Annotated in this window: 19 protein-coding genes; 2 read left to right on the forward strand and 17 right to left on the reverse strand. The window is 51.7% G+C overall.

Going from position 1 to position 21084, the window contains the following annotated elements:
- Positions 1-20 precede the first annotated feature (20 nt).
- The 11 genes from ACRQU7_RS14165 to ACRQU7_RS14215 all read right to left on the reverse strand — a co-directional run bounded on the left by ACRQU7_RS14165 (position 21) and on the right by ACRQU7_RS14215 (position 11317).
- Positions 21-977 carry a C-terminal binding protein gene (locus tag ACRQU7_RS14165; protein WP_141825916.1) on the reverse strand — a complete coding sequence of 319 codons (957 nt, stop codon included), beginning with the start codon at positions 975-977 and terminating at the stop codon, positions 21-23.
- Positions 978-999: 22 nt separating this feature from the next.
- Positions 1000-2007 (reverse strand): 2-dehydro-3-deoxygalactonokinase, encoded by a 1008-nt coding sequence (locus tag ACRQU7_RS14170; protein ID WP_444641459.1) that lies wholly within the window; start codon positions 2005-2007, stop codon positions 1000-1002.
- A 105-nt stretch (positions 2008-2112) separates the two neighbouring features.
- A complete protein-coding gene (locus ACRQU7_RS14175) occupies positions 2113-3087 on the reverse strand; it encodes a sugar ABC transporter substrate-binding protein (protein ID WP_185741129.1) in 975 nt (324 codons plus the stop codon).
- A 28-nt stretch (positions 3088-3115) separates the two neighbouring features.
- Positions 3116-4063 carry an ABC transporter permease gene (locus tag ACRQU7_RS14180; RefSeq protein WP_038325351.1) on the reverse strand — a complete coding sequence of 316 codons (948 nt, stop codon included), beginning with the start codon at positions 4061-4063 and terminating at the stop codon, positions 3116-3118.
- Positions 4060-5028 (reverse strand): ABC transporter permease, encoded by a 969-nt coding sequence (locus ACRQU7_RS14185; protein ID WP_444641460.1) that lies wholly within the window; start codon positions 5026-5028, stop codon positions 4060-4062. The genes ACRQU7_RS14180 and ACRQU7_RS14185 overlap by 4 nt, the downstream gene beginning before the upstream one ends.
- Positions 5021-6532: a sugar ABC transporter ATP-binding protein gene (locus ACRQU7_RS14190; protein ID WP_444641461.1), complete on the reverse strand. Its 1512-nt coding sequence runs from the start codon at positions 6530-6532 to the stop codon at positions 5021-5023. The genes ACRQU7_RS14185 and ACRQU7_RS14190 overlap by 8 nt, the downstream gene beginning before the upstream one ends.
- Before the next feature lie 27 nt (positions 6533-6559).
- Positions 6560-7627 carry a zinc-dependent alcohol dehydrogenase gene (locus ACRQU7_RS14195; RefSeq protein ID WP_444641462.1) on the reverse strand — a complete coding sequence of 356 codons (1068 nt, stop codon included), beginning with the start codon at positions 7625-7627 and terminating at the stop codon, positions 6560-6562.
- Between the two features lie 84 nt (positions 7628-7711).
- Positions 7712-8740 carry a zinc-dependent alcohol dehydrogenase gene (locus tag ACRQU7_RS14200; protein ID WP_444641463.1) on the reverse strand — a complete coding sequence of 343 codons (1029 nt, stop codon included), beginning with the start codon at positions 8738-8740 and terminating at the stop codon, positions 7712-7714.
- 87 nt (positions 8741-8827) lie between these two features.
- Positions 8828-9811 (reverse strand): 3-dehydro-scyllo-inosose hydrolase, encoded by a 984-nt coding sequence (gene iolN, locus ACRQU7_RS14205; RefSeq protein WP_444641464.1) that lies wholly within the window; start codon positions 9809-9811, stop codon positions 8828-8830.
- 60 nt (positions 9812-9871) lie between these two features.
- A complete protein-coding gene (locus ACRQU7_RS14210; protein ID WP_444641465.1) occupies positions 9872-10531 on the reverse strand; it encodes a bifunctional 4-hydroxy-2-oxoglutarate aldolase/2-dehydro-3-deoxy-phosphogluconate aldolase in 660 nt (219 codons plus the stop codon).
- Between the two features lie 30 nt (positions 10532-10561).
- A complete protein-coding gene (locus tag ACRQU7_RS14215; RefSeq protein ID WP_444641466.1) occupies positions 10562-11317 on the reverse strand; it encodes a glucose 1-dehydrogenase in 756 nt (251 codons plus the stop codon).
- 587 nt (positions 11318-11904) lie between these two features.
- Between ACRQU7_RS14215 and ACRQU7_RS14220 the strand changes: the two genes are divergently transcribed.
- Positions 11905-12588 carry a GntR family transcriptional regulator gene (locus tag ACRQU7_RS14220; RefSeq protein WP_038325357.1) on the forward strand — a complete coding sequence of 228 codons (684 nt, stop codon included), beginning with the start codon at positions 11905-11907 and terminating at the stop codon, positions 12586-12588.
- Positions 12589-12899: 311 nt separating this feature from the next.
- The gene (locus ACRQU7_RS14225) at positions 12900-13352 is read left to right on the forward strand and encodes a cupin domain-containing protein (protein ID WP_444641467.1); all 453 of its coding nucleotides are present in this window, start codon (positions 12900-12902) and stop codon (positions 13350-13352) included.
- A gap of 223 nt (positions 13353-13575) precedes the next feature.
- Here ACRQU7_RS14225 and ACRQU7_RS14230 read toward each other — a convergent pair whose 3' ends face one another.
- From ACRQU7_RS14230 to ACRQU7_RS14255, 6 genes are all read right to left on the reverse strand, one after another.
- The gene (locus ACRQU7_RS14230) at positions 13576-15330 is read right to left on the reverse strand and encodes a methyl-accepting chemotaxis protein (protein WP_444641468.1); all 1755 of its coding nucleotides are present in this window, start codon (positions 15328-15330) and stop codon (positions 13576-13578) included.
- Between the two features lie 325 nt (positions 15331-15655).
- A complete protein-coding gene (locus tag ACRQU7_RS14235) occupies positions 15656-16432 on the reverse strand; it encodes a 5-deoxy-glucuronate isomerase (protein WP_444641469.1) in 777 nt (258 codons plus the stop codon).
- Positions 16433-16463: 31 nt separating this feature from the next.
- Positions 16464-17474 carry an inositol 2-dehydrogenase gene (iolG, locus tag ACRQU7_RS14240; RefSeq protein ID WP_444641470.1) on the reverse strand — a complete coding sequence of 337 codons (1011 nt, stop codon included), beginning with the start codon at positions 17472-17474 and terminating at the stop codon, positions 16464-16466.
- Positions 17475-17580: 106 nt separating this feature from the next.
- On the reverse strand, positions 17581-18507 hold the full coding sequence (locus tag ACRQU7_RS14245) for a sugar phosphate isomerase/epimerase family protein (RefSeq protein WP_444641471.1): 927 nt from the start codon (positions 18505-18507) through the stop codon (positions 17581-17583).
- Positions 18508-18541: 34 nt separating this feature from the next.
- Positions 18542-19555, reverse strand: coding sequence for an ABC transporter permease (locus ACRQU7_RS14250; RefSeq protein WP_038325362.1), 1014 nt, complete (start codon positions 19553-19555; stop codon positions 18542-18544).
- Positions 19552-21057 (reverse strand): sugar ABC transporter ATP-binding protein, encoded by a 1506-nt coding sequence (locus ACRQU7_RS14255; RefSeq protein ID WP_444641472.1) that lies wholly within the window; start codon positions 21055-21057, stop codon positions 19552-19554. Before ACRQU7_RS14255 ends, ACRQU7_RS14250 begins: the two co-directional genes overlap by 4 nt.
- Positions 21058-21084 lie beyond the last annotated feature (27 nt).

The following is a 21084-nucleotide window of genomic DNA, read 5'->3' on the forward strand; positions in this document are numbered from 1 at the left end:
GCGTCTCTTTTTATAAAAAATCAGGAAATTTTATTCGTACGGTTAAAAGGAGGATTGCCGCCGAGGACATTGACCACTTCCTCGGCCACTTTGCGCTGCAAGGTGGAAATCGCTTCTTCGCTGTACCACGCGCAGTGGGGCGTGGCGATGACGTTCTCCATCCTCAGCAGCTCGCTTTTCTGAGAGATCGGTTCGCTTTCAAAGACGTCCAGACCGGCTCCGGCGATTTTCCCTGATTTCAGCGCCTGAACCAGCGCCTGTTCGTCGATGACCGGCCCGCGGGCCGTATTGATCAGGAAGGCGGTCTTTTTCATGAGCGCGAAAGCCTTTTCATCAAACAGGTGTGTGGTGGAGTCCGTCAGCGGGCAATGGATGGAAATAAAATCGCTTTCCCTGCACAGGGTCTCAAAATCCACAAGCTCCGCGCCGCGTTCGCGGGCGGCTTCCGGCGTCATATACGGGTCAAAGGCCAGGATGCGCATGCCGAACCCGGACATTTTTTTCGCCACCAGCGAAGGAATCCGGCCCAGACCGACCAGCCCCAGCGTGGAACCGGCCAGACGGAAAAGCGGAACCGCGCTGGTGTAGCCCCAGTCGCCGCCGCGCAGCGCCTTTGTAATCACGGGCAGCTTTTTCGCCAGCGCCAGAAGCAGCGCGATCGCGTGGTTGGACACCTCGTCAACGCCGTAATCAGGAACATTGCAGACGTAAATCCCCTTTTCGGTCGCCGCCGCGGAATCAATGTTATTGACGCCGATACCGTATTTAATAATCATTTTGCAGTTCTGCATATGATCGATGATTTTCCTGGTGATAACCGCGTACTGGACAATGACCGCCTCCGCGTCCCGCACCGCGGCGATGATTTCTTCTTCCGTCTTTAAATGGCACGCCTGCAGCTGCGCGCCGGATTCCGTGATAATTTTTGTTTCCTGGTCAACATTTGGGTATTCAAAATCCGTGATAACAACCTTCATATTTATCCCTCTATTCTTAAAATCAAAGGATTCCGCTGAGCTCGGCTATGGCATAAGCGCCGAGAGCCGAAAGCGGCATTCCCTCTTCGCTGACAAAGTGCTCCACCTTTTCAAAATATCCGTCATGCTCCAAAATATCGGCAAAGGCGGTGCTGAAGGGCTCCTTTCCGCCCACGACGACCGTCGTGTCCCGGGTGACCTGAAGCGCGCCGGAATTTTTAATCGCCGTGATATCGTTTTGAAGCGCAACGCCGAAGATGAAATTCGCAACCTTTTCCTTATCCCCGGTCACGAACTGGTTCAGGATTCTGCCGGAAAAACAGGCGCGGCCGATTCCGCATTTCAGCGCCGTATCGTAGCCCAGAAGCATCATCTCTTTGTCATAGGTGCTTTTCTCCACAAACTTTCTTCCGACGGCGTCCGCTATGATGGTGTCGTTTGTGATGGACGCCAGCAGTTCGCCGGTAATCGTCGTAAGACAGCCCGTCATTTTCCCTTCGCCGTCAACGGAAACGAACTTTGTATGTGAGCCCGGAAGAATCAGCAGATAATTCCGTCCTCTCGGGTAATGGTCGATAATGGCGACGCCCTCCACCTCTTCCCCGCGCATAATGTCCATAGTTTCAAAATTTTCAAAGGTGATTTTCCCGCCGGAATTTTTCACACCCGGAATGAACCAGATCGGCACCGGGCAGACGTCTTCCAGCAAAACGGATTTTGTTGCTTTCGCAAGGTCTTCCTTGCCGGCGGGGACCACGACATGCGGAATTTCGACCAGCCCCACATTGGAAGTAATCATGCCGCTTGCGATGACGCGTCTTACGTCGTCATAGCGGATGTGATTTTCTGCGATTAATTTGTCCAGGCACTCCTTTACGGCCGCCTTCAATTTGCCGTTGTTGCCGTCGATGGCGGTGTTGCGGACCCCTACGGGGCTTTTTTTCTCATCCATCTTTTCGCGTTTTTCATTCCATAGAATGCAGCGCGTGTTGGTCGTACCGGTGTCGACGGTGATGATGTATTTTCCCATATGATTTTCCTCCGTTCTTTCTGTTAAAGAAGCCGCTTTCCGTATTGACACAACAGAAAGCGGCTTTCGGGCGAACCCTTTTGGGGCAGGGTTTCTAAAGTGCCGTTATTTTTTCAGGTACAGAGTGGTGGGGATTGGGATCATTTCGTCAACGCTTTCCCCGTTGATCAGCTTCAAGGCGGTTTCCACACCCGTATAGCCCAAGCCATGGTTGTTGGAATCCATGGTCAAAGCCAGCTGACCGTTATCGACCGCTTTTTTAGCGTCTTCAATCGCATTGTTTCCGGAAATCAGGATTTTTCCTTCTTTGCCCGCCTGAGCAACCGCCTGTACGGCGCCCATGGCCATTTCGTCGTTAGCGGCAAAAATCGCCCTTACATTCGGATGAGCCTGCAGCAGATTCTGGGTCACCGTCATGGCTTTCGCGCGGTTCCAGTCCGCTGTCTGGGAAGCGACGACCTTGATTCCGCTGTACTTTTTAAAGGTATCGTTTGCGGCTTTGACCATGTCGACGGAGGTCTGGGCACCGGCTTTGCCTTCCAGAATCATGACTTCGCCGGTCTGGTCCATCATTGCGCTGAGCTTTTCTGAGATTTCAACGGCGCAGGTATAGGCATCAACACCGACGAAGGCCGCCATTTTGGCGCCGGAACTGGTGTCGATTTTCGTATTGATCGCAACCACGGGAATGTTGGCGGCGTTCGCTTTTTCCACGCCCGGAACAATTCCGGAGGAATCCGCCGGCGCAATCACGATGGCGTCCACGCCCTTGCTGATCGACTGCTCGATTTCGCTGATTTGCTCATCATTGTTTTCCGACTGTACGGGCGCAAGCGTCGTCAGGTTTACACCCGCTTTCTGAGCCGCTTCTTCAGCTCCCTCTTTTACCTCCACCCACATCGGGTTGGTCAGGTTTTTCAGGATCAGAACCACATTCTTTTTCCCGGTATTTTCCTTCGCCGAAGCTTGGGAAGAAGTTTCAGCAGGAGTGGAAGCGGCCACTCCGTCCTGTGAGCAGCCTGTGAACATTGCGCCAAGAACCATAGAAGCGATCAGTGCTAACGAAAGTGCTCTTTTCATACAAATCCTCTTTTCCATATTTACTGAATTATAAATTGGCCGAATATTTCGAGCCAAATTTATCAATAACAAGCGAAATAACGATGAATACTCCGAACACCGCATCCTGTAAAAGGGAAGAAACTCCGTTCAAATTCATGCCGTTTGCGATGAACACCATAATCAGAACGCCGAGAAGCGTGCGCTCAATGCCGCCCTTGCCCCCGGAGAAGGAGGTTCCTCCGATCAGGGTAGCGGCCATCATCTGCATGGTGAAATCGCTGCCGATCGTAGACTCTGCCGCGTTGAGCCTTGCAATGTACAAAAGCCCCGTAACAGCCGCCAGCAAGCCGTTAATGACATAAATGGAGAAGACAACCCCGCCGGTGTTGATGCCGGAAAGCCTTGTCGCATTGATGTTGCAGCCAATGGCATAAACGCTGCGTCCGTATGTAGTCTTCCGCAGTGCGAAGAAAAGCACGGCAAACAGCAGGAGGGAAATAATCAGGAGATTGGAGATAGGTCCGACGCTTCCCGTCGCGATCGAGCAGAAACCGGCGCTGAATCCGTAAAACAGGGTCCCGCTCATGAAAAGGTACGCCAGCCCCCGGACCACCATGTCCATGGTATAAGTTGCGATAAAAGGTTCCAGCCTTGCTTTGGTAATCAACACTCCGTTGACGGCCCCGACCAGAGCGCCGATGACAACGGCAGCCAGAATCCCCAAAAACACTTTGCCGTCTTTGATAAAATAGGCGGCGACGCAGGAGGACAGGGCAAGGTTTGAGGCGATGGAAAGATCGATTCCTTTGGTCAGGATGGCAAGCGTCATGCCCATACTGATGATGAGCATAAACGGCATCTGCTGCATGACCACATTGGAAATGTTATCCCAGGTAAGAAACTCTTTCGATGTAAGCGAAAGAATAATCAGAATGACGATTAAAATCACAAGCTGGGAGTATTTGAAAACAGCCGACAATACTTTTCGTTTCATTTATAGACCCTCCTCGTCGCCTGTATCTTTTTACGATGCTGATTGACCACGTCAATCAAAATGATGGCTACGATGATAAGGCCCATCAGGAACGTCTGATAATACGGAGAAAAGCCCACCAAATTCAGGCCGTTACGAATCATTCTCATCATAATGGCGCCGATAATGGTTCCCGTGATTTTTCCTTTTCCCCCTTCAAAGCTGGTACCGCCGATCAGAACGGCCGCGATGGCGTCGAATTCATATCCCTGACCGCCGATGGGGCTTGCCGAATTCGATTTGGCGGCAAGCATGATTCCGCTCAGGGACGCGAGCAGTCCGGAAAGTACAAATACAAAGAAAAGATTTTTCCTGACGTTGACGCCGGCCAGCGAGGCGCATTGATAGGAACCGCCGATGGAGTAGATATTATAGCCGAATTTTGTCTTATTGCAAAGCAGGGTCATAACAAAACAAAGCAAAGCGGTAGCCCAGATGATAAAATAAATTCCAAGGATTTTTCCGTCGCCGATAAACCGGAAATCGGTTTTGAAACCGGCGATGGTATTTCCGTTCGACAGCTTGAGCGCCACTCCCTGACAGATTCCCATCATCGCATAGGTTACGACCCAGAAATCAAATTTCTCATAAGCAATCAGGGCCCCGTTAATCGAACCCACGGCCAGTCCCGTTACGATTCCGGCCAGCACAGCCACAAGAAGGCCCGTTCCGGCTTTCAGGCAGAGCGCCGTGACCACCCCGCTCAGGGACATCAGCGCACCCACGGACATGTCGATATATCCGGACAAAATACACAGGCTCATCCCCATGGAGACAAGGATCAAAAGCCCGCTGCTCTTTGCAAGATCCAGCAAATTGGAAACAGTGAAAAATCCCTGTGCAACCACGCTGAAGATAAGGCCGATCGCAATCAGGCCGTACAGGATGCCGGGCAGCTTTGAAAAGGCAGTCTTGACTTTATTCACTCTCTATTCCTCCCTTTCCAATGGAATACGACAGTAAAAGCGCAGGAGTTGCATCTTCTTTTGAAAGCTCACCGGTAATTTCTCCCTCGCACATCACATAGATGCGGTCGGACATGCCCAGCAGTTCCATCTGATCCGATGAGATCATCAGGATGGCGTAGCCTTCCCCTACGAGCTGATTCATCAGCTCGTAGATCTCCGCTTTTGCTCCGACGTCGATTCCGCGGGTCGGTTCATCAAAAATCAGGACATTGCATCCGGTACAGAGCCATTTTCCCAGAACAACCTTTTGCTGGTTTCCGCCGGAAAGCGACTCGACCTTCTGTACGATGCCGGAAGACGCGATATGCAGGTCGGCGTGATATTTCTCCGCTGTCTTTCGTTCAATCTCTTTATTGACGATATGGTTTTTAAAAAGCTTTCTGAGGCTGGCCTGCACAATATTGTTCTTGATCGGCTCCTGAACGACCAGCCCTTCGTTTTTTCTGTCCTCCGGAATCAGCACCAGACCGTTTTCCACCAGTTCCTTCGGAGAATGCCTTTTTACCTTTTTCCCGTTCAGCAGGATGGTTCCGCTGTCAATCGGGTCGTAGCCGAAAATAGCTTTGACCAGCTCCGTGCGTCCCGCGCCGACCAGTCCCGCAAGACCGACGATTTCGCCGCGGTGCAGGCTGATGTTCACGTTGCGGAAGCGCAGCCCGGTCAGATTTTCCGTCCGAAGCGCCTCCTCTCCGGGGGTATGATAAGTCCGGCTGTAAAGGTGATCGATGGTTCTGCCGACCATCATGGAAATCAGGCGGCTCATGTCGGTTTTCCTGACATTGACGGTATCTATGTATTTTCCGTCGCGCATGACGGTGACGCGGTCCCCGATTTCAAAAATTTCTTCCATGCGGTGGGAGATATAGACGATGCTGATCCCGCTGTCGCGCAGGCTGCGCACGATGGAAAACAGACGGTCGATCTCTTTCTGCGTCAGGCTGGAGGTGGGCTCGTCCATAATCAGAATTTTCGTCTGGATGGACAGTGCTTTGACGACCTCCACCATTTGCTGCTGCGCGATGCTCAGGTCCTTGATCATGGTTTTGGGATTCAGATCGATGTCCAGCTTCTGCAGCAGGGCGCTGCTGTCCGCGTACATTTTTTTCGTATCAACAGCGTTCAGCTTGTTTTTGACCGGCTCCCGCCCGAGAAAAATATTCTGGGCAATATCGCGCTCGGTCAGCATGTTCAGCTCCTGATGGATGATGCTGATGCCGAGGGCCTGCGCCTCTTTGACCCCGTGAATTTCGACCGGTTCCCCCTCCAGGAAAATCTCTCCGCCGTCCTTTGGATACACGCCCGACAGAATTTTCATCAGAGTGGATTTTCCCGCGCCGTTTTCCCCCAGAAGCACATGGACTTCCCCTTTTTTCACTTCGAATCCAACATGGTCCAAAGCCTTCACACCGGGGAAATATTTGCAAATATCCTTCATTTGCAGGGCAATATCGGAATTGCTCAAGGTTCTCACCTCATTTCAAATGTGGGCCTAAGGTTTAATGACGACTTTCAGGGCATTCCCAACGCGGTTGATATAGGTATTCATGCCCTCATTGATCTGCTCCAGCGAGAACTCATGGGTCAGCAGCGGCTTGGTTTTAATACGGCCGCTTTCCATCAGGGGTACAATGCGGTCGAGCACATCCTCGCCCTCCGCCTTGCCGCCCGCCAGCTGTACGTTCCACTGTACGACCTTGTTCAGGTTCAAAGTCACCGGTTCGGAATAAATGCCGACAAACGCAACGCGGCCGCTCTTTTTGACAAGCTCCACGGCCTGTGCTCCGCCGCCGGTGCTGCCGGATGTTTCCACAACCATGTCGGCCATCACGCCGCCCGTCAGCTCGGAAATCGCCTGTACGGCATCAGTTTCCCGGCTGTTCACGGTAATATCCGCTCCGACCTCCTTCCCTGTCGCAAGGCGCGATTCGCGCGTGCCCACCAGGATGACCCTGCCGGCGCCCAGCACTTTGGCCAGCTGAACCGCCATCAGCCCGATTGGCCCCGGCCCGATGACGACAACCGTCTCGCCCGGCCAGATACCCCCGGCGCGCTGGATGCCATAGAGCGCGGTGCCCGCAGTTGTAAGCAGCGTGGCGTCTTCATAGGACAGCGTCTCTGAAAATTTGTGAATGCAGTTGATATGACATACGGCATATTCTGCGTATCCGCCATTTACGGTAAAGCCGTAATGGCGATGCCCTTCCTCCAGCTTTCCGTAATTCAGGCAGGTCGTGTATAAGCCGCGGATGCAGTTGATGCAGTGGCCGCAGCCCTTGTGCGGCTCCACCGCCACCCGCTCGCCCGCCCGGTAGCCGGTTACGCCGCTGCCGACCGCCGCGATCACGCCGGAAAACTCGTGTCCGGGAATATACTCTCCCATGGGGGGACAACTGGGCCAGCCATGCGCAACGATCTTCGGGTCGGACCCACAGATCGCGCACGCTTTTACCTGGATCAATACCTCCTGTTCTCCGGGAGCGGGGACGTCCCGGTCGACTACCCGGAGGTCGTTATAATCATAAAGGACGGCAGCCCTCATTCTCTTTGGTAAAGACAAAAGATCACTCCTCCATTATAACCAGAATCCTTTTCCGGTTGTTTCTTCTTCATATATCCATATAAAATTGTTAGTTTTTTCTGTCTATAATTCCAATGTGATTTTCATTGCCTGATTCGCATCTACCGCCGTTTCAAAAGCCTGTGATGCGTTTTCCATTTTGAAGTGATGGCTGATCAGCCGGGCCGATTCGGTTTCATTCTCATGGATAAACCGGATCACCTGCTCAAATTCGCCGGTTCCCCCAATGCTGCCCAGTACGGTCAGCGCCTTGGTGACAATCAGCTTCTGCGCGATCTCCACGCTGGCGATCATGCCCACACAGCCCAGCACCCCGCCCGGCTTCAGCAGATTCAGCGCATTGGCAAAGACCGGGGCGACACCCGTGGTTTCGATGATCACGTCGTACCTTGCCTGACCGTATAGGGAAGCGTAATCGCTGCCGCCCTGTACTTTCAGCTCCTCCTGGGAGGGGATATTCGCCCCGAAGGATTTGGCCAGATCGGTACGGAAGGCGATCAGATCGGAAAGGTCCACCTCTTCACAGCCGTACAGGCGTTTCAGGAGCAGCAGCGCGGCCTGTCCGATGGCTCCGCCGCCGTATACCAGAATTTTTTTGCCGCGCAGGCTGCCCGCGGCTCCCAGAACTTTTTCCAACAGGTGCTTTGCCACGGAAATCGGTTCCGTCAGCGCCAGAAGGGCCAGATCGGCCTTCGTGTCCGCTTTGTATAAGTACTTCTGATTGCGTACGATGTATTCGGCGGAAGCGCCGTCGACGGTGATTCCGAACTTTTCGATGTGGGTGCACAGATTTTTATCCCTTCGGCAGGCGTCGCACTCCCCGCAGTAGCGGGAACAGTCGCCGGTGACCTTGTCCCCCGGCATCAGGCCGGTGACACCTTTGCCGGTTTTTTCAACGATTCCGGACCATTCGTGACCGAAAAGCATCGGATAATTGTGGGGGCCGTTATAGGTTCCTTTATAAAGATGGATATCGGAACCGCAGAGACCGACATTCGTGACCCTGACCAAAACATCGTCGTCCGAAATGTCCGGGATCGTCCGTTCCTGTACCTGCATATCCATGGGATTGACCAGCACATAGGCTTTCATTGTAAAAACTCCTTCTGCGGTGTATTCCGGTGCCGGCGAAAAAACCGCCGGCCGAAATACAGCTGTGGTAATTTCAAAAAAGAAAGATCAATAGGCTGCGATGGTGTAGATATGCTTGCCACCCTTCAGCGGACCGTCTATGTAAGCCTGAAGCTCCTCGTCGGTAAAGCGCTGGGTGACCTTGTTGGTATCGGGCAGCTTTCCAGCCGGCCATTTCTCAATAATGTCGTTGACCAGCTTCTCCAGATAATCCAGCAGCGCTTCCGTTCCCGGCATCGCCTTTTCCGCGCTTGCCAGCTGTGCGTTGCCTACGACGCCCTCCGGATTTCCGATGACTTCAATCGTACCGGCGCCCGCGTGCGCGTACCATTTGACCGCTCTGCCGTAAATATTGCCCGCGTTGTCGATATGCCCCGGAGGAAGGAAGGTGTGCAGAGTGGTGTTCTGGGCATCCTCCATGTGGAACATTTCGGGGAACAGTGCGAGGGAGAAGGAGGTTTCCTGCTCGTCGGCATGGTTGAACGGTGTTTCAAAACGGCACTTGGGATCGCCGACCTTGAGATACTCCGGAATGGCGTAGTACCAGTTGACATTCATGATTACGCCCGGTACCTGATACTTTCTCGCATACTGATGGATGGCCGTGGGAATGACGTATTCCTGTCCGTGGCCGTTCAGAAGGATCTGCTTGCGGTAGCCGGCGTTCCAGAAACCGGCGATGATCTGCGCAAGGTAATCGCAGAAGGTGTTTTCATTGATCGGGACCGTGCCGGGCATGCCCATATGGTGGTAAGGATGCGAGCCGAACCAGACCGGCTGGGAAACCGTGCAGCCTGTTTTCTTAGCCACCTGCTCTGCCATACGCGTTACCAGAAAGGTGTCTTCCCCGTACGGCGAGCAGGCTCCGTGGCACTCCGTAGAGCCGATCGGGATGATGATGAGGTCATTCTTCTTCAAACGTTCCTCACTCTGCTTCATGGTCATGTTCTGAAAATAAATCGGTTCCTCGGAATCCATATATCCGGCGACCTTTACGGTCTGGGGGTATGGGATCTCCCACTTCTTACTCATTTTTTCCGTCTCCTTTATAAAATATTGTATGGTCACTGTTGGTTTACAGCGATATGCGGATTAACAGACGTCCTGAATCGCCTTTACAAAATCCTGCGCCGTTTTCGTAAGATAGGCGAAATTTCCGGCGGCGATGTGCTTGAGAGAGACCAGATTTCCGCCCACGCTGACCCCGCACGCACCCGCGCGCAGAAACAGCGCGGCATTTGTGAGGTCCACCCCGCCTACGGCTGTAAACGGAATGTGCCCCAGCGGGCCTCTGATCGCTTTTATGTAATCCGGGCCGAGCAGCCCGGCGGGGAAGAGCTTTACAATGTCCGCACCCGCGCGGTAAGCGGCTACCGCTTCCGAAGGGGTGAAGGCGCCCGGAATGGAAATTTTTCCGATCGCTTTGGTCCGGCGGATAACCTTTTCATCCGTGTTGGGAGAAATCATATATTCGGCGCCGGCCTCCGCCGCCGCGTTCACCTGTTCTTCCGTCAGCACGGTTCCGGCTCCCAGAAAAATCCGGTCCCCGAAGGTTTCTTTTACAAGCTTTATGGAGCGGAAGGTTTCCAGCACGGTTTCACCGCTGGTCTGGTCGATGGCGATTTCCAGGCAGGGGATGCCTCCGGCTCCCAGCGCTCCCGCCGTTTCCACGATCTGCCCGGACTTTACGCCACGGACAATGGCGATGAGCTTTCGTTTCTTGATTTCCTGTAAGATTTGAGCGGTGTCCATATCGGTTCTCCTTTTCGCGGGGATCGGCGTTTATCTGGAAAGGTATCCGCCGTCAATGGGGATTACTGCGCCGGTCACGTAATCGGAGGCCCGGGAAGCCAGAAAAACAACGGTTCCTTTTAAGTCGTCCGGGGTGCCCCAGCGCCCGGCGGGAATACGCAGCGTAATTTCATGATTGCGGACCGGGTCGTTGATAATGGCGGTATTCAGAGCGGTGTCCATGTAGCCGGGAGCAATGGCGTTCACATTGATTCCCTTTGACGCCCATTCGTTGGAAAACGCTTTGGTGAGCTGTGCCACCGCCCCTTTTGAAGCGGCGTAGGGCGAGCAGGTGTAACCGCCGAAAAAGCTGAGCATGGAAGCGACGTTGATGATTTTTCCCGTTCCGTTTGGGATCATTGCTTTCGCTGCCAGCTGGCTCATTTCAAATACCGCCGTAATGTTCAATTCGATCAGGCGGTCCCATTTGTCCAGCGGGATTTCTTCCGCAGGGCCGCGGACCTGCATCCCCGCATTATTCACCAGGATATCAAGGCCGCCGAGCTTCTGGACAGCGCTGCCGAATCCGCGTTTCAGATCCTCCCGATCCATCAGATCCGCCTGCACTCCGTAAAATGTAAGCCCGCCCGCCGACATGGCAGCGGCGATCTTTTCCGTTTCGTCGATTCTGTCCATAATGGCAACCGCCGCTCCGGCTTCGGCAAGACCCTGTGCAATTTTCTGGCCCAGTCCCGCAGCCGCACCCGTAACAATCGCTTTTTTACCGTGCAGATCAAATAAATCCAAACTGCTTCCTCCTTTATCAGTCGCTTCAACATCGAATGGGTTTTACCCTTTCCCCGGCCTTCAGCCAGGGCCATTTCCGTCAGGTAAAACAGTTTGCTTCGAGAAGGAGCCCCCTTAATTATTGAATACTAACATAGCGCCTAAGGAATTCCAATAATATTCATTTGGTATACCAACAACGCTATCATAGCATGTAGGCCTGTTTATTTCAATACTTTTTAAAAAATTTGTGCAATTCTACTGTTTCCATCGGCTAAATTACACAGATCTGACAATTTTTTCAAAATAACTCTTTGACCTTTTTTTATAATTATGATATGATAAATCAAAAGGAATACCACAGATATTCACTTGGTATATGTTTTATATTATGACTTTGACAGCAGCAAAACAGAGCGCAATTTTTCAGACTAAACATGTCAGAATGTAATTCCTACAGCAATTCCATTTCAGTTTGCGTGACAAGACACGTTTCTCCCCCGTCTTCGGCGGGGGAGAAACGCAAACTTGTTGCAGAATCAACTGGAAATGCTGTAAGAGATGGGATTTACTTTTGAAATAAAAAATTAGAAAAACAGGGGATCACAATGAATATCATGCAAATCAATTCAGCAGAACAATCAAAAAAGAAGCAAATTTATGAATATTTAAAACAGGAGATCATTTTCAATCGCCTGGAGCCGGGTACCGTGCTGGTTGAAAGACAGATCTGCAATGCGCTGAACGTCAGCCGGACTCCGGTAAGAGAGGCCATCCAGCAGCTGGTTTCCGAAGGCCTGGCCACAAACCTTACCAATAAGGGAAGCGTAGTTTCCACGATCACTTACGAAAATATTGCATGCGTCTATGAGGTTCGCGAATATCTGGAGGGGCTGGCCGCACGGCTGAGCGCACAGCGGATTTCCGAAACCGGGATAAAAGAGCTCCACGACTACCTTCTGGTAATGGAACGGAATCTGGAAGTGAATAATCATAACGATCTTTTCGCTGCGGATTACAATTTTCATGAATGCATTATAAAAAGCGCCAATAACGATATTCTTTTAGCGACCTGGAAAAACCTTCAGAGCCAGGTGCTCCGAATCACCAGACTGATCGATAAAAACGCCGCCGGCATTATGAATTCCCATAAGCTGCACACTCAAATATTTGAATCCATCGAAGGACACGATTGTAATGCCGCGGAGTCTTTTATGCGTGAGCATATCCGGAACAGCAAAATTAATCAGCTGAAATTGTTTGCGCCGAACATTGTGGATTCCACTATTTGATCTTCTCATGGCGATAGAAAATTTCAGGCTATGCGGCCTCCGGCCAAAGGGCGTGGTCTGAAAAGGCCGCGCCTTTTCCTTTGCCAAAGGTCACTGATTTAGCTGTTCTCACTAAATCTGGAAATATTAATTTATGCATGATTTTCATAATATTTAGAAGTATGCGGTTGCATTTGGGCAAAAAATAGAATATAATAACCACATTGGTATACCAAAGGAATTCTAATAGTATTTTATTAATGCTAAAAGAAAGGGATGGCTACATAATGAAAGAAATTAAACCGCTTACTCCTGAACAAGAAGAGCAACTGATGGAAAATAGAGAGAATTTCCGTTATCAAAAAGTATTCCTTACCGATGGAAAAAACTACCCCCTTCCCCACCTGGAGGGTGCCATCAGAGAAATCCTGGTAGACAAAGATACCATGGGAGCGGAGGACCTTACCGTCGGGTTATGCATCTATCAGCCCGGATCGTATCATGAAAAGCACGCGCACAGCGAATGTGAGGAAATTATGTATTGCATTTCGGGCAAATGCGTCGGCGGGATCGGCGACCATGAGAGCATCGATATGCCGGGAGATATTCTTTTCATTCCGCGCGGGGCGACACATTGGTTTTACAATCCCTACAACGAGCCGGAAATTCATCTTTTCGCTTACACCCGCCCCAATCTGAAGACAGCGGGATATTCGGTGGAATCCGAAGGATATAAGGAGATCGGTTCCGAAGTAGAAAGCAGCCTGGAATCATCTTCAAAATAATCAGATGAAAAACCACGGATAACGGATACGCCGGAATGTTCTATGAGAAAAGCCGGGAAAATTTGCTTTCTATTGGCCAGCCCTACGCCGGGCTTATAAGGAAAACCGGGGGATTGTCGGCTTTTCCCTTAAAACCGGTCCCTTGACAGAACGAAAATATTATAAAAACAGCCGCTCCCGTATGCTACGGAAGCGGCTTCTTTAATGCATGTTTGCGAAATCCTCAGGCAATATCATCCTTTAAATCAGTCTGAAATTCATCCGTACGCTCCGCCGGGCGATCCGCGGTAACGGACCCGGCTTCAATCAAACGGAAACGGTCCACAAGCTTTTTAAGCTCCCTTGCCTGTCCGGAAAGCTCCTCGCTGGCCGCCGCGCTTTCTTCCGCTGTCGCGGAATTTGTCTGCACGACGTTGGAAATGTTGTCAATTCCCCTTTTGATCCGGCCGACTGCATCCGACTGATAACTGGATGCCTGCGATATTTTCTCAACCGCGTCAAAAACAACATTTGTTGCGTTGACCACCTGAAACAGCGATTCCGCCGTCTGATTCGCGATCACAGTTCCGTTTTCAATCTGCTGAACCGACTTTTCTATCAGGGAAGTAATGTTTTTTGCCGCCTCTGCGCTCTTACCCGCCAGATTTCTCACCTCGTCGGCAACTACGGCAAAGCCCTTTCCCGCGGCGCCTGCCCTTGCGGCCTCGACCGCGGCGTTCAATGCAAGAATATTGGTCTGGAAAGCGATATCGTCAATGACCCGGATGATTTTTCCGATTTGACTCGACGAATCGCTGATCTGCGAGATTGCTTCCATCATTTCGCTCATATGGCGGCTGCTGGAATCAATTTCGCAACGGACTTGGGAAACGTTCTGACCGGCATTCGCGGTGTGTTCCGCATTGCTTTTCACCTGTTCCGAAATTGCAGCGACGGACGACGCCAGCCGTTCCACCTCTTCCGCCTGTTCGGCGGCTCCCTGCGCCATGGACTGCGCGCCGACGGAGACCTGGTTGGAACCGCTCAACACCTGTTCCGAAGCCTGATTGATTTCAGACAGAGTATGGTGAAAAGACTGGTCGATGTGAAAGATCGAATTCTGAAGTGCAATAAAGTCCCCTTTATATTCCACAGAGCAGAAGATGTTCAGGTCCCCTTCCGCCATTTTGGCAAGGTTGGCCGATATGTCCGTAATATACATTCGAATGGATTCGATCGTTTCGGAAAAGGAAGCAGCAAGCTGTCCTATTTCATTGCCGGAATCGACGCTGACCTGCACGCTCAGATCCCCCTGCGCCAGTCTTTGCGCAGCCTCCGCCATCTTTTTTACCGGTCTGCCAATGCTGCGTGAGATACGCAGCGCAATGACTGTGGAAATGGCCAGAGAAACAAGAATGACGGCAAGGATGCCCCATGTGGCCGCTGCACCCTTTGACGAGAGGTCCGCGGCAATCCGGTTGCCGGACACGGTTTTTTCATTGATCAGCGCGCTGGTCGCGGTCTTAATATTTTCAGACAGCGTCTCCCCCTGGGACTTTAGAAGAGTCTGGGCCTCCGTTGTTTTGTCTTGCTCGGCAAATGCTACCACCTGGCTGCTCACCGTTTTATACTGTTCTAAATTATCTTTAATATTATTATAATACCCTTTCTCTTTTTCGTTTGTCATCCTTTTTTCCATGTTTGAGAAATAGGTATCAATCTTCTGAATGGAGTCGGAAAGCTGATTCAGATAAATATTCCGGGTACCGGTGTCGGTCGAAGAAATCACGGAATTGATAATGGTTCGGCTGTCGTTGAATTCCGTATTGAAAAGGCCGATATCCCCCTGGGCAAACCCGTAGTCGATCAAAGCGCCGCTGTATCGGGTATTCATATCCGTCATTCTGACAAGCCCTGCTACTCCCGCAGTGCTGGAAATCACTGTCACCAATACAAAGGTCAATATTAATTGATTGCCTATTTTCATATTTTTGAACATGATTGCATCTCTTTTCAGATAATTTTGATACTGCGAAGCAAAGGTCGATGTCCGCCATCATCGCTGCGGGATGGAATAGGAGCAGATCAATATAGAAAGCCACTTCAAAGATTTATCCTTTCGCTCAAAACAGAAAGGGCCATTGCGGGATTCTCCGGGGACGGCCTTGTTATTCCTGATGAACCGCAAGACGATTGGAGAATACCCGCAATGACCGGAGGAGATGGGTAGGAGATATGTATATGACTAAAGAAAAAGGCATTATGAATGAAAAAACTGAAATGCGGACAGAAAAGCTATTTTCCAATAGCCTCCGTTCCGAAAGCTACGCTTCCTCCAGCAGCCATGTGTGCGCCGGATCAAAGATGCGGTCCGTCCACGGGTCCCCGTCAAAATGGCGGATCATCCATACATAATACATGGGATAGCCGGGCGCGTTCACTTGCGGATGGGTCAACCCTCCGGGGATGGCGCAGAAGCTGCCGTCCTTGATTCTGCAGACCTCGTCGCCAATAAAGCATGCGCCGAAGCCCTGCGGTTTTTGAAAGCGGTAGTAGTACACCTCCGGCTGAGGATGACGGTGCGGAGGATAGCTGGACCAGCCCCCTTGCGGCACAAGTATTTCGCCCATGACCATATTGGAATAGGGCGCTGTGTGGTAATCGAAAAAAGTGCGGACCGTCCGCTGCGCTTTTCCTTCAAACTGGTCCTGTCCGAAGGTTTCTTCCCCACAGTTGTCCGGCGTATACAGAATACTTTCAAAGACTTTGTCATTGGGTGTGGACTGTACCAGAATCTCACTTTCCGCGCCGGCGGTCACGGTTACGGGCACATCCCTGCACACGTGCAGGCAGGTGGCCCCTTCCGTAAAGAAATCCCCCCGCCGCGCAGTCGCGGAACGCCCCTCCCAGCTGTACTTGACATCCCCCTGGATCAGCAGCAGGGCCATTTCCTCTTCCCGGGGTGAGAAGGTCACGGATTTCCCCTTTTCCATACGGTATACCGTAATATTCATCATCATATTTTCAAAAGGGCCGTGGATTCCTGTGAGAACTTTTTCGCCCCCCGCATCAAACCCGGGGCAGCCAAAAATTTGATTCATATCGAGCCTCCATTAAAATAACGACTGCAAATTAAAATTGAATTTCAGACAGCTTGACCGGACGATGCTCCTTTACGGACTTCGCTGCGGCCTTTGCGATCAGCACAGCCTGCAGGCCGTCGTTCACTGTAACCGCCACCGGCGTATCGTTTAAAACAGATTCCGTAAATTGTGTCACTTCCGTCGCAAAGGATTCCATGTACCGCTCAAGGAAGAAATAGAGCGGTTTTTCACCCGTTATGCCGTCGGAGGTGCTGACAACCGCACTGGAGGGAAGATCGTTGGAAACTGCCGCCTGTCCTTTGGAGCCGAACACTTCCGCACGCTGATCGTAGCCGTACACCGCTTTGCGGGAATTGTCGATCACCGCCAGCCCGCCGTTTGCCAGCTTCATGGTAATAATCGCCGTATCTACATCGCCGGCTTCCCCGATTCCGGGGTCAACCAGAACCGCGGAGTTTGCGTAAATTTCTTCCACGTCGCTTCCGGTCAGATAGCGTACCATATCAAAATCATGGATGGTCATATCCAGGAAGATACCGCCGGACACCTTCACGTATTCGATCGGGGGCGAGTCCGGATCGCGGGAGGTGATTTTTACGATGTGGACATCTCCGATTTTCCCGCTCTCCACAATTTCCCTGACAGCATGAAAATTGTGGTCAAACCTGCGGTTGAAGCCCACCTGGTATTTTAAATGGGAATGTTCCAGCTCCTTCATGACCGACTTGATTTCCGACAGCTCCCGCGAAATCGGTTTTTCACAGAAGACGTGCTTGCCCGCCCGGATCGCTTCAATGGAAATCGGCGCGTGCGTCTGTGTGGAAGAGCAGATCATGACCGCATCAATGGCAGGATCTTTTAAAATATCGTGATAATCATCATATGTCGGGATTCCCATTTCCTTTGCCCATTTTCTGGAATCGTCGGTCCAGTACGGGTCCGCCATAGCAGCGACCCTCGCGTTTTTTACATGATAGGTAATGCTCTCCCCGTGGACTTTTCCAATTCGTCCCGCGCCAATAATACCGATGTTTAACATATTGATTTCTCCTCCTGTAAAATTTGTAAGATAAAACAGCAGAGCCGATTCATCGGATGCCGTATTGAAAAGCTGTTAATGATAAAATCGAATCGTTCCTTTACCGTCAGTCCTCACCCATCGCCTGCTTCAGACAGGCGACCGACATCTTAATGCCCGTCATGGCGTCCATGGTGAGGTCCTCCATTTCCAGCGATACTTCCCCGTCGTAGCCGCACATGCGCACGACGGAAAAGAACTCCTTCCACCACTGCAGATCATGCCCGCATCCGACGGCTACATAGTTCCACGAGCGTTCGGAAAAGCGGCTGATAGGTTTTGCATCGAGAACCCCGTTCCTGTCACAAAGCGACCGCTCGATGCGGGAATCTTTTCCATGGACGTGATAAATTGCCTCTCCCAGCGCACGCGCGGCGCAGATGGGGTCGCCTCCCATCCAGAAAAGATGGCTCGGGTCCAGGTTCATGCCGATGATGTTCCCCACTTCGCCGCGCAGCCGCAGCAGAGTTTCCGGATTATAGACCAACTGCCATCCATGATTTTCAAGGGCGATTTTCTGAATCCCGCATTCTTCCGCCTGCCCGGCGAGCTTTCTCCAGACGGGAACGGCGACCTCCTCCCACTGATATTTCAGGATATCCTGTGTAAGCGGCGGCCAGCTGGTTGATACCCACACCGGCGTCGTATCCCCGGAATTTCCGGGAGGCAGTCCGCTCATCATGACGATTTTACGGATTCCCAGCTTTTCCGCAAGGCGGAAGGTTTTTTCCGTTATTTCCATATCCTTTGAAAAAGCGAGCGGGTTCCCCGAGCAGTTCAGCGCAATGACTTCCATGCCGTATCGCTTCAGGGTATCGCAGAATTTCTGTCTTTGCACATCGCTGCAAAGCAGAGCGTCCAAGTCGAGATGGGGCGAGGCGCCCCAGTTCCCGGTTGTCAGCTCCAGCGCGTGTACACCCAGCCCGCTGACGGTTTTCAGCATTTCGTCAAAGGACAGATTGCCAAGGCTGTCGGAAAGATAACTCAGCTTCATAAATACATCCTTTTCCGTGTCGGAATCCTGTCCGTTATTTTGCGGCCAGTCTTCTTGCTTTTGCCTCCATGGCCACACGGGTCACATCGATGAATACAGCCGCGATAATGACCAAACCGATAACCACATACTGGATATCGCTGGACGCCTTCAGCAGGGTCAGCCCGTTGCGGATCGTTGAAATCAGGATTGCACCGATCAGCGTACCCCAGATCGTACCCTTGCCGCCCATGAAGGAAGCCCCTCCGATGATGCAGGCGGCAATGGCGTCGGTGTCATACGGTTCGATCGCGGAAGCCGGGTTTGCGACACCGGTCCGGCCAACCAGAACGATCCCCGCGATCGCGGCCATAAACCCGCAAAGCGCATAAACAAAAATCAGCACATTGTCGGAATTGATACCGGAAAGGCGCGTCGCCTCCGGATTGCCTCCGACACAGAAGATCTGCCTGCCCAGAGCCGTGTTATTGAGAAAAAAGTGGAAGCAGATGAAAATCAAAATCACGACAATAAAGGAGAGAGGGAAGCCGGAAAACTTTCCTTCCACTTTTAAAATATTTGTCGAACCAAGTGCGGTTACGCCCGCGGGGAAACCTGCGACCGTCTTGCTGGAAACAACCAGAAGGGCCAGGCCGCACAGGACGTTTTTCATACCCAGGGTAGAAACAAACGGATGAGGCAGATGCAGCTTAGTCAGCAGCAGCCCGTTCAGCAGACCGACCGTCAGGCCGGTTGCAAGGGCCGCCAGGATCAGAACCGCCGGGTTTGTAACCCCAAAATTGTTCGCAAGCGCACCCATGACACAGGTACACAGCACACAGTTGGCGCCGACCGACAAATCGATACCGGCCGTAATCAGGGTGACAAGCATCCCCGAAGCAATGAGGCTGTTTACGGCCGTCTGCCTGAAAATATTCATAATATTGCTGATGGTTAAAAAATTCGGTGACGCAATCGATAAAATCACGCCCAATATAAACAGGGCAAGAAGCGAACCCAGCTTCATCATAATATCCTTTGCACTCACGCTTGTTTTCTTCTGTGTCATTCCAATGTTCCTCCCCATGCGGCTTTCATAATATCCTCTTGATTAAAGTGGCTGCTGCTGCAATCCATTTCCGCCATGACGCGGCCGGAGCGCATGACGATGACTCTGTCGCTCATGCCAAGAATTTCCGGCAGCTCGGAGGAAATCATGATCACGCATTTACCGGCCTCCACCAGACTGTTCATAATGTTATAGACCTCGACTTTTGCACCGACGTCGATTCCTCTTGTAGGCTCGTCAAAGATAAAGATATCTGCGTCGGTATTAATCCATTTGCCAATAACGACCTTTTGCTTGTTTCCGCCCGAAAGCTGCCCGACCAGTTCGTCAAGCCCGGGCGTTTTGATTTGCAGTGACCGGACATTTTCTTCCCCGACCTGATTCATTTTCTTTTTGTCAAGCCACGGTCCCTTTTGAAAGCCCTTCATATTGGAAAGGACAAGATTGGTACGGATATCCATTGCCTGCACCAATCCCTGGCTGCTTCTGTCTTCCGTCAAAAAAGCGATTTTGTGTGCAATGGCATTCTTTGGGGATTTGATTCTGACCTTTTCACCTTCTATGTAGATCTCTCCGCTGTCAACCGGGTCCGCTCCGAAAACAGCCCGGAAGGTTTCTGTCCGTCCCGCGCCGACCAATCCGGCAAAGCCCAGGATTTCGCCGTGATAGGCCTGAAAGCTGACATCGTGCAGAACGCCCGCCGAACACAATTTTTCCACCCGGAGGGCTTCCTCTTCGCGTTTTCCGGGCACCTTGGGAAACTGATTGTCCATAGAGCGCCCCACCATCGCGGTAATCAGTCTGTCGGCGTCTATATTGGCAATATCGTCGGTCAGTACATGCTCACCGTCACGCATAACCGTCACCCGGTCGCACAGCTCAAACAGTTCCTCCAGCTTATGGGACACAAAAAGCACCGCCACGCCCCTGTCCTTAAGCGTACGAACCGTTTTCATCAGCTGCTGGACTTCCTTTTCCCCAAGGCTGGAAGTCGGTTCGTCCATAATGATCAGTTTTGTATCGATGGAAACCGCCCTTGCGATTTCAACCATCTGCTGGACGCCCATTCCAAGGGCCCCGCACAGTTTTTTCGGATCGACATCCTGTCCGAGGGATTGCATAAGCTCATGGGCCTTCTGATGCATCTGATTGTAATCAAGAAAAATGCTCCCTTTTTTATTCACCGTGTTTCCCATAAAGATATTGTCGGTGATGGAAAGCAGCTTGACAATACTCAGCTCCTGATAAACACAGGCAATCCCGGCCATTTTTGCGTCGTTCGGATTCCTGAATTTTTGATTCTCCCCGTTCACATGGATTTCGCCTTCATCGGCTGGGTGCACGCCGGTCAGGACTTTAATCAGCGTTGATTTTCCCGCCCCGTTCTCACCGATCAGCCCGTGGATTTCTCCCGGCTTAATTTGAAGGGACATATCACGAAGCGCGACAACACCGGGAAAACGTTTCGTTATGTTTTTGAGTTCAACTACATACTCACTCATCGCTTCACCTGTCTTTTGAGGGTTCCC

Source organism: Caproiciproducens puteiluti, from assembly GCF_052442865.1.
Lineage (GTDB): Bacteria > Bacillota > Clostridia > Oscillospirales > Acutalibacteraceae > Caproiciproducens.